Source organism: Vibrio sp. 10N.261.52.A1 (assembly GCF_002876325.1).
GTDB lineage: Bacteria > Pseudomonadota > Gammaproteobacteria > Enterobacterales > Vibrionaceae > Vibrio > Vibrio chagasii.
This window is the reverse complement of record NZ_MCYD01000734.1, coordinates 1-5,115: the sequence shown is the minus strand read 5'-3', so window position 1 is coordinate 5,115 and position 5,115 is coordinate 1. Positions and strand designations below refer to the sequence as shown.

The 5,115-nt window shown below is 44.8% G+C and carries 8 protein-coding genes; all 8 read right to left on the bottom strand.

The window, feature by feature from the left end; translation table 11 throughout:
• Positions 1 to 174 (bottom strand): HPr family phosphocarrier protein (locus tag BCT81_RS15035; RefSeq protein WP_133152634.1); only part of this gene is annotated, 174 nt, incomplete at its 3' end.
• A 2-nt stretch (positions 175 to 176) separates the two neighbouring features.
• Positions 177 to 1,046, bottom strand: a complete 870-nt coding sequence (gene rapZ / locus BCT81_RS15030; protein ID WP_102424948.1) for an RNase adapter RapZ — start codon at positions 1,044 to 1,046, stop codon at positions 177 to 179.
• A gap of 1 nt (position 1,047) precedes the next feature.
• Positions 1,048 to 1,509, bottom strand: a complete 462-nt coding sequence (gene ptsN, locus BCT81_RS15025) for a PTS IIA-like nitrogen regulatory protein PtsN (protein ID WP_004738707.1) — start codon at positions 1,507 to 1,509, stop codon at positions 1,048 to 1,050.
• A gap of 1 nt (position 1,510) precedes the next feature.
• Positions 1,511 to 1,798, bottom strand: coding sequence for a ribosome hibernation promoting factor (gene hpf, locus BCT81_RS15020; protein WP_008220435.1), 288 nt, complete (start codon positions 1,796 to 1,798; stop codon positions 1,511 to 1,513).
• A gap of 61 nt (positions 1,799 to 1,859) precedes the next feature.
• Entirely contained in the window at positions 1,860 to 3,320 is a 1,461-nt protein-coding gene (locus tag BCT81_RS15015) for an RNA polymerase factor sigma-54 (RefSeq protein ID WP_061033903.1), read from the bottom strand.
• Positions 3,321 to 3,374: 54 nt separating this feature from the next.
• On the bottom strand, positions 3,375 to 4,100 hold the full coding sequence (lptB, locus tag BCT81_RS15010; protein ID WP_004738702.1) for an LPS export ABC transporter ATP-binding protein: 726 nt from the start codon (positions 4,098 to 4,100) through the stop codon (positions 3,375 to 3,377).
• 2 nt (positions 4,101 to 4,102) lie between these two features.
• Complete coding sequence (lptA, locus tag BCT81_RS15005; protein WP_004738701.1) at positions 4,103 to 4,597, bottom strand: lipopolysaccharide transport periplasmic protein LptA; 495 nt, start codon at positions 4,595 to 4,597, stop codon at positions 4,103 to 4,105.
• Positions 4,578 to 5,114, bottom strand: a complete 537-nt coding sequence (gene lptC, locus BCT81_RS15000; protein WP_241908216.1) for an LPS export ABC transporter periplasmic protein LptC — start codon at positions 5,112 to 5,114, stop codon at positions 4,578 to 4,580. The genes lptA and lptC overlap by 20 nt, the downstream gene beginning before the upstream one ends.
• Position 5,115: the final 1 nt, after the last annotated feature.

Below are 5,115 nucleotides of genomic sequence, written 5' to 3'. Positions count from 1 at the left end.
GGCGGATTCCAACATTAATAGTCCCATCACGCTGTCTGCGGTGGCACTTTTATCTTCTTCACTATGAATTGTGATAGTGGCATCAAAGCTTTGGGCAAGCTCAACCAACTTTACGGCAGCTCTAGCGTGAAGACCCAAGCGGTTTTGGATCAGTACAGTTCGAGTTAATTCCATGGTTAGCCCTGTTGGTGCTTCTCTAGAGAGGCATGTCTGATTTGAACTTGATGACCAAGTTGTTCGAAGTATTCGCCAATTTTCTGCGTTAGATACACCGAGCGGTGCTTACCACCAGTACAACCAATGGCAACCGTTAGGTAACTGCGATTGTTTTTCTCTAACATTGGCAGCCATTGCTCAACAAAGCCTTGAATCTGTTGCTTGAGTTCAATCACTTCTTGATGTTGTTCTAGGAATGAGTGAATCGGAGCATCAAGGCCTGTCATTGGTCGTAAGTCAGGTTCCCAGTGAGGGTTTGGCAAGAAGCGAACATCAAACACGTAGTCGGCATCGCTTGGCAGACCAAATTTAAAGCCGAAAGATTGAAAGACAATGATTAGTTCTTGCTTCTCTTTGCCTTCGACTTTAAAGCGCACTTTTTCACTCAACTCGTAGAGGTTACAGTCACTGCTATCAATCACAATGCTGGCTTGCTCTGCTAGAGGGCTGAGAAGTGTCTTTTCTAAATCAATAGCCTGCTCTAGAGAAAGTTTCTCTTGGCCAATTGATAAAGGGTGGATTCTGCGGGTTTCGCTGTAGCGCTTAAGGAGTGTCTGCTTGCTGGCATCGAGGAACAATACATCAACATCGATGTTTGTAGCTAACTCGAGTTGCTCGAGCGTGTCGGTGACTAACTGAGGCTCTTTCGGTAGGTTACGTATATCAATACTTACCGCAACGTTTTGGTTGCTTTCGCGTACCGATTCGACAAAGTTGTTGAGCAGGTTTACTGGTAGATTATCGACACAGTAATACCCCAAGTCTTCTAGGACTCGTAACGCAACACTTTTACCGGCCCCTGATTGGCCACTAACCACGATTAATCGCATGTTATTGCTCGCAAGTTGGCACTTGAATCATGATGTCGTAAAGCTCTTGATCGCTCTGAGCATTACGCAGCTGTTTAAGAGTCTGCTTGTCGTTTAGTCGTTCTGCCATACAAGAAAGGGTTTTTAGATGCTCTTTGCACTGTTCGCTAGGAACAAGCAAGGCAAATAGTAGGTCGACAGGACGGTTATCAATCGCATCAAATTCGATCGGATCTTGGCATTGCAGCAATACAGCGATGGCTTTATCACTGACATTCATACGAGCGTGAGGAATGGCGATACCATTACCAATACCGGTACTTCCCATCTTCTCGCGGCTCAACATGCACTCAAATAGCTCTGTTGAATCTTGACCACAGCTCTCTGCTGCGATTTGACTGATGAGCTCAAGGGCTCTTTTTTTGCTTGTGCATTGGACTGCACTTTTGGTGCAGTCCAATGAAAGTACTTCGCTTAATTGCATGTTAGTGACTACTTAGCTTTTCTTTGTGCTTGTTGAGTTGGCGGACGAGTTTATCAACCAATGAATCAATCGCAGCATACATGCTTTCATCTGTTGCTGTTGCATGAATCTCACCTTGATTTACATGAAGGGTCGCTTCTGCAATTTGATTGATTTTCTCAACTTTTAATACAACCTGAACACTATTGATATGATCAAAGAAGCGCTCAAGTTTGTCGAATTTGGTGTGAACATAGTCTTGCATTGAATCGGTAAGATCAACGTGATGGCCTTGAATATTGATTTGCATAGACTTTCCTTTTCAGTTGGTGCCTGATAATAGCTATTAAACAAAAAGCTATTAAATTAGCTTATAGCAGGCGTTTACGCTGACTCGATGGGGCAATGCCCAGAGACTCACGGTATTTCGCTATCGTACGTCTAGCTACCTGAATTCCTTGGTCAGCCAGTAAAGCAGCTATCTTGCTATCACTGAGAGGCTTAGCGGTATTTTCTGCCGCAACAAGCTTCTTAATGAGTGCTCGAATTGCTGTCGATGAACATTCACCGCCATTGTCAGTACTGACATGGCTCGAGAAAAAGTATTTCAGTTCGAAGATGCCACGAGGCGTATGCATGAACTTTTGAGTCGTCACACGAGAGATCGTGGATTCGTGCATATCAACGGCTAAAGCAACATCGTTGAGTACCATTGGCTTCATCGCTTCTTCGCCATGTTCGAAGAAATCGCGCTGATGTTCAACAATGCATCGCGCAACTTTGAGTAGCGTCTCATTTCGGCTTTCTAAGCTTTTGATTAACCACTTCGCCTCTTGCAAGTTCGAGCGAATGTATTGGTTATCGGCGCTGTTGCCTTTACTGCCTAAATCAGCGTACTGCTGATTGACTTTCAGCTTTGGCACGCTGTCAGGGTTAATGGTCACTAACCATTTACCTAGGTCTTTAAATACCGACACATCAGGAACCACATATTCGGTTTCGTCTGGCGTAATCTTGCTGCCAGGTCGTGGGTCCAGTTGTTGAATGAGCTGCAGAACCTCACGTAGCTCTGCTTCCTTCAACTTGGTTTCCTTGATCACGAGTTTGTAATCACGGTTACCGAGTTGGTCGATATGGCTAGTAAGTACTAACTTAGCCTCTTCAAGCCAAGGTGTGTCTTGTGGGAAAGTCGCCAGTTGTAGCAGTAAGCAATCTTGCAGGTTAACAGAGCCAACGCCCAATGGGTCAAATTGCTGAATTCGTTTGCGAACGGCTTCGATCTCATCAAGTTCAATGTCTTCACTATCGAAATTTTCAAGGATGTCTTCACAAGACACGGTGAGGTAGCCATAGTCATCGATGGCATCGATTAGCGCGAATGCAATGCTTCGGTCTGTTTCTGTGAAGGGGGTCAGGTCGAGTTGCCAAAGTAGGTAATCGTGCAGGCTTTGGGTGGTTTCACCTTGATAGACAGGCATGTCGTCATCGATCGCAATGCCAGTGTTACCTGTATTTGCGCTGTAGACATCTTCCCAAGTTGTGTCGATCTCGAGTTCGTTACCAATCTCTGATTTTTCGATTAAGTCTGAGCTGTCAGGTAAGTCTTGCTCTGCGGCTTCAACTGTTTCTTTCTCGTCACTGCTAGGCTTTTCTTCCGATGATGGCGTTTCTTCATTGCCTTCTTCGACATCGAGTAGTGGGTTAGATTCAAGTGCTTCTTGGATCTCTTGTTGCAAATCTAAAGTAGACAACTGCAACAAACGAATCGCTTGCTGCAATTGAGGAGTCATTGCTAACTGTTGGCCTAGCTTAAGTTGTAATGAGGGTTTCATTCAGTGTTACTTACCTAGTTATTATTCTTAGAACTCTCGATACTCTCTATATAATCATAGACGGAATTGTTCGCCTAGATAAACTTGTTTAACTTGTTCGTTATTGAGAACATCTTCAGGAGTACCCTCTGCGATCAGGTGTCCTTGGCTCACGATGTAGGCCTTTTCACACACGTCTAATGTTTCACGAACGTTGTGGTCGGTAATCAAAACACCCAAACCGCGATCGCGCAGGTGTTCAATGATTTTCTTGATATCGATAACCGAGATCGGGTCAACACCAGCAAACGGTTCGTCTAGCAAGATAAACTGAGGGTTTGCTGCAAGAGCGCGAGCGATTTCAACACGACGACGTTCACCACCCGATAGGGCCATACCATTACTGTGACGGATATGTTGGATGTGGAACTCTTCTAGAAGGTCTTCTAGCTTATCCTGACGCTGCTCATTGGTCATCTCATCACGGGTCTGTAACACCGCCATGATGTTGTTCTCTACAGACAGCTTACGGAAGATAGACGCTTCTTGAGGCAAGTAACCGATACCAAGTCGCGAACGGCTATGCATTGGTAAGATACTGATATCTCGGTCATCAATGCTGATGGTACCTTCGTCACGTGCAACTAAGCCTACAATCATGTAGAAAGAAGTCGTTTTACCGGCACCATTAGGACCAAGCAAGCCGACAATCTGGCCTGACTCAACCTGCAGGCTTACGTCAGTCACTACTTTACGTTTGCTGTATGTTTTCGCTAGGTTTTGTGCTTTTAGAACGGCCATGGCTACTTATTCACTTCCGTTGGTTGTAAAACCGTTGATACTCGTTTGTTCTCACCACTGTCAGCGACTAGCTTCTGAGAGCCAATCTGGTAAGTGATTTTAGAGCCTCGGATGATACTGCCATCTTGAGATAGCATCGCATTCTTGGTCATGATCAGTTTGTCAGCAACAAGCTGGTAATGTAGGTCGTCAGCTTCACCGTAGAGCGTCTTTCCATCATCAGTCAGTTGAGAGAAGGTCGCCGGTTTACCGAAGCCTTGAATCTCTTCAATCTCACCATTTACGGCGTTGCGGGTAACAATCACCTTATCTGCATTGATATTGATGCTGCCTTGTTTCAGGTTTACATCACCAATGAAGGTTACTTGGTTACTTTTCATATCCAATTGCTGGCTGTCTGAGTCAATGTAGACAGGTTGCTCGCTATCCGAAGATAGGGCGTAGACATTTGGTGCCGCAAGAGTCAAAGCGAATAAACTAAGGTGTAAGAGTTTCATATCTACCTTGAACAGAATTAAAGAGAGTCGCATTGTTGGTACCGAAGTTACCTTTTATTGCTTGACCCTCATTTTCAAAAAATGTACCGATCATATGGACCGGAGTATCTGAATAAAAATCTCGGCTTTTCAGCTCAATCACCATTTTTTCAGTGGTCATTGTATCGAAGCTTGCCCCTGGCAGTAGATTCTTTGCCACAACGTTGTCATAAAAAGTGACAACCTGATTTTCATCCATAATCGCGCGATCAGCGGTGACTTGCCATTCAATCGTATGCCCTTCACGGAATACCGAGAGAACAGGGTTTTGAAAGTGCGTGTCGCCAACCACTGAGAAGTGTTCTAAATACGTCGATTCAACTTGGTAGCTGCGAATACCTGACTCATCGTAACTGATGTTGTTGAGGCTGTTGCCGCTAAAAGCAGGTAGCTCCAAATTCGGAGCCACTTGTATCGTCGATGTTTGCTCTTTGTCGAACAAGTAGTAGGTCGACCAAGAGGCAATAAATATTAGTATC

Coding starts and splice junctions, on each gene's coding strand:
- BCT81_RS15015 (WP_061033903.1), bottom strand. CDS start 3,320: ATGAAACCCTCATTACAACTTAAGCTAGGCCAACAGTTAGCAATGACT.
- lptA (WP_004738701.1), bottom strand. CDS start 4,597: ATGAAACTCTTACACCTTAGTTTATTCGCTTTGACTCTTGCGGCACCA.
- hpf (WP_008220435.1), bottom strand. CDS start 1,798: ATGCAAATCAATATTCAAGGCCATCACGTTGATCTTACCGATTCAATG.
- rapZ (WP_102424948.1), bottom strand. CDS start 1,046: ATGCGATTAATCGTGGTTAGTGGCCAATCAGGGGCCGGTAAAAGTGTT.
- lptB (WP_004738702.1), bottom strand. CDS start 4,100: ATGGCCGTTCTAAAAGCACAAAACCTAGCGAAAACATACAGCAAACGT.
- ptsN (WP_004738707.1), bottom strand. CDS start 1,509: ATGCAATTAAGCGAAGTACTTTCATTGGACTGCACCAAAAGTGCAGTC.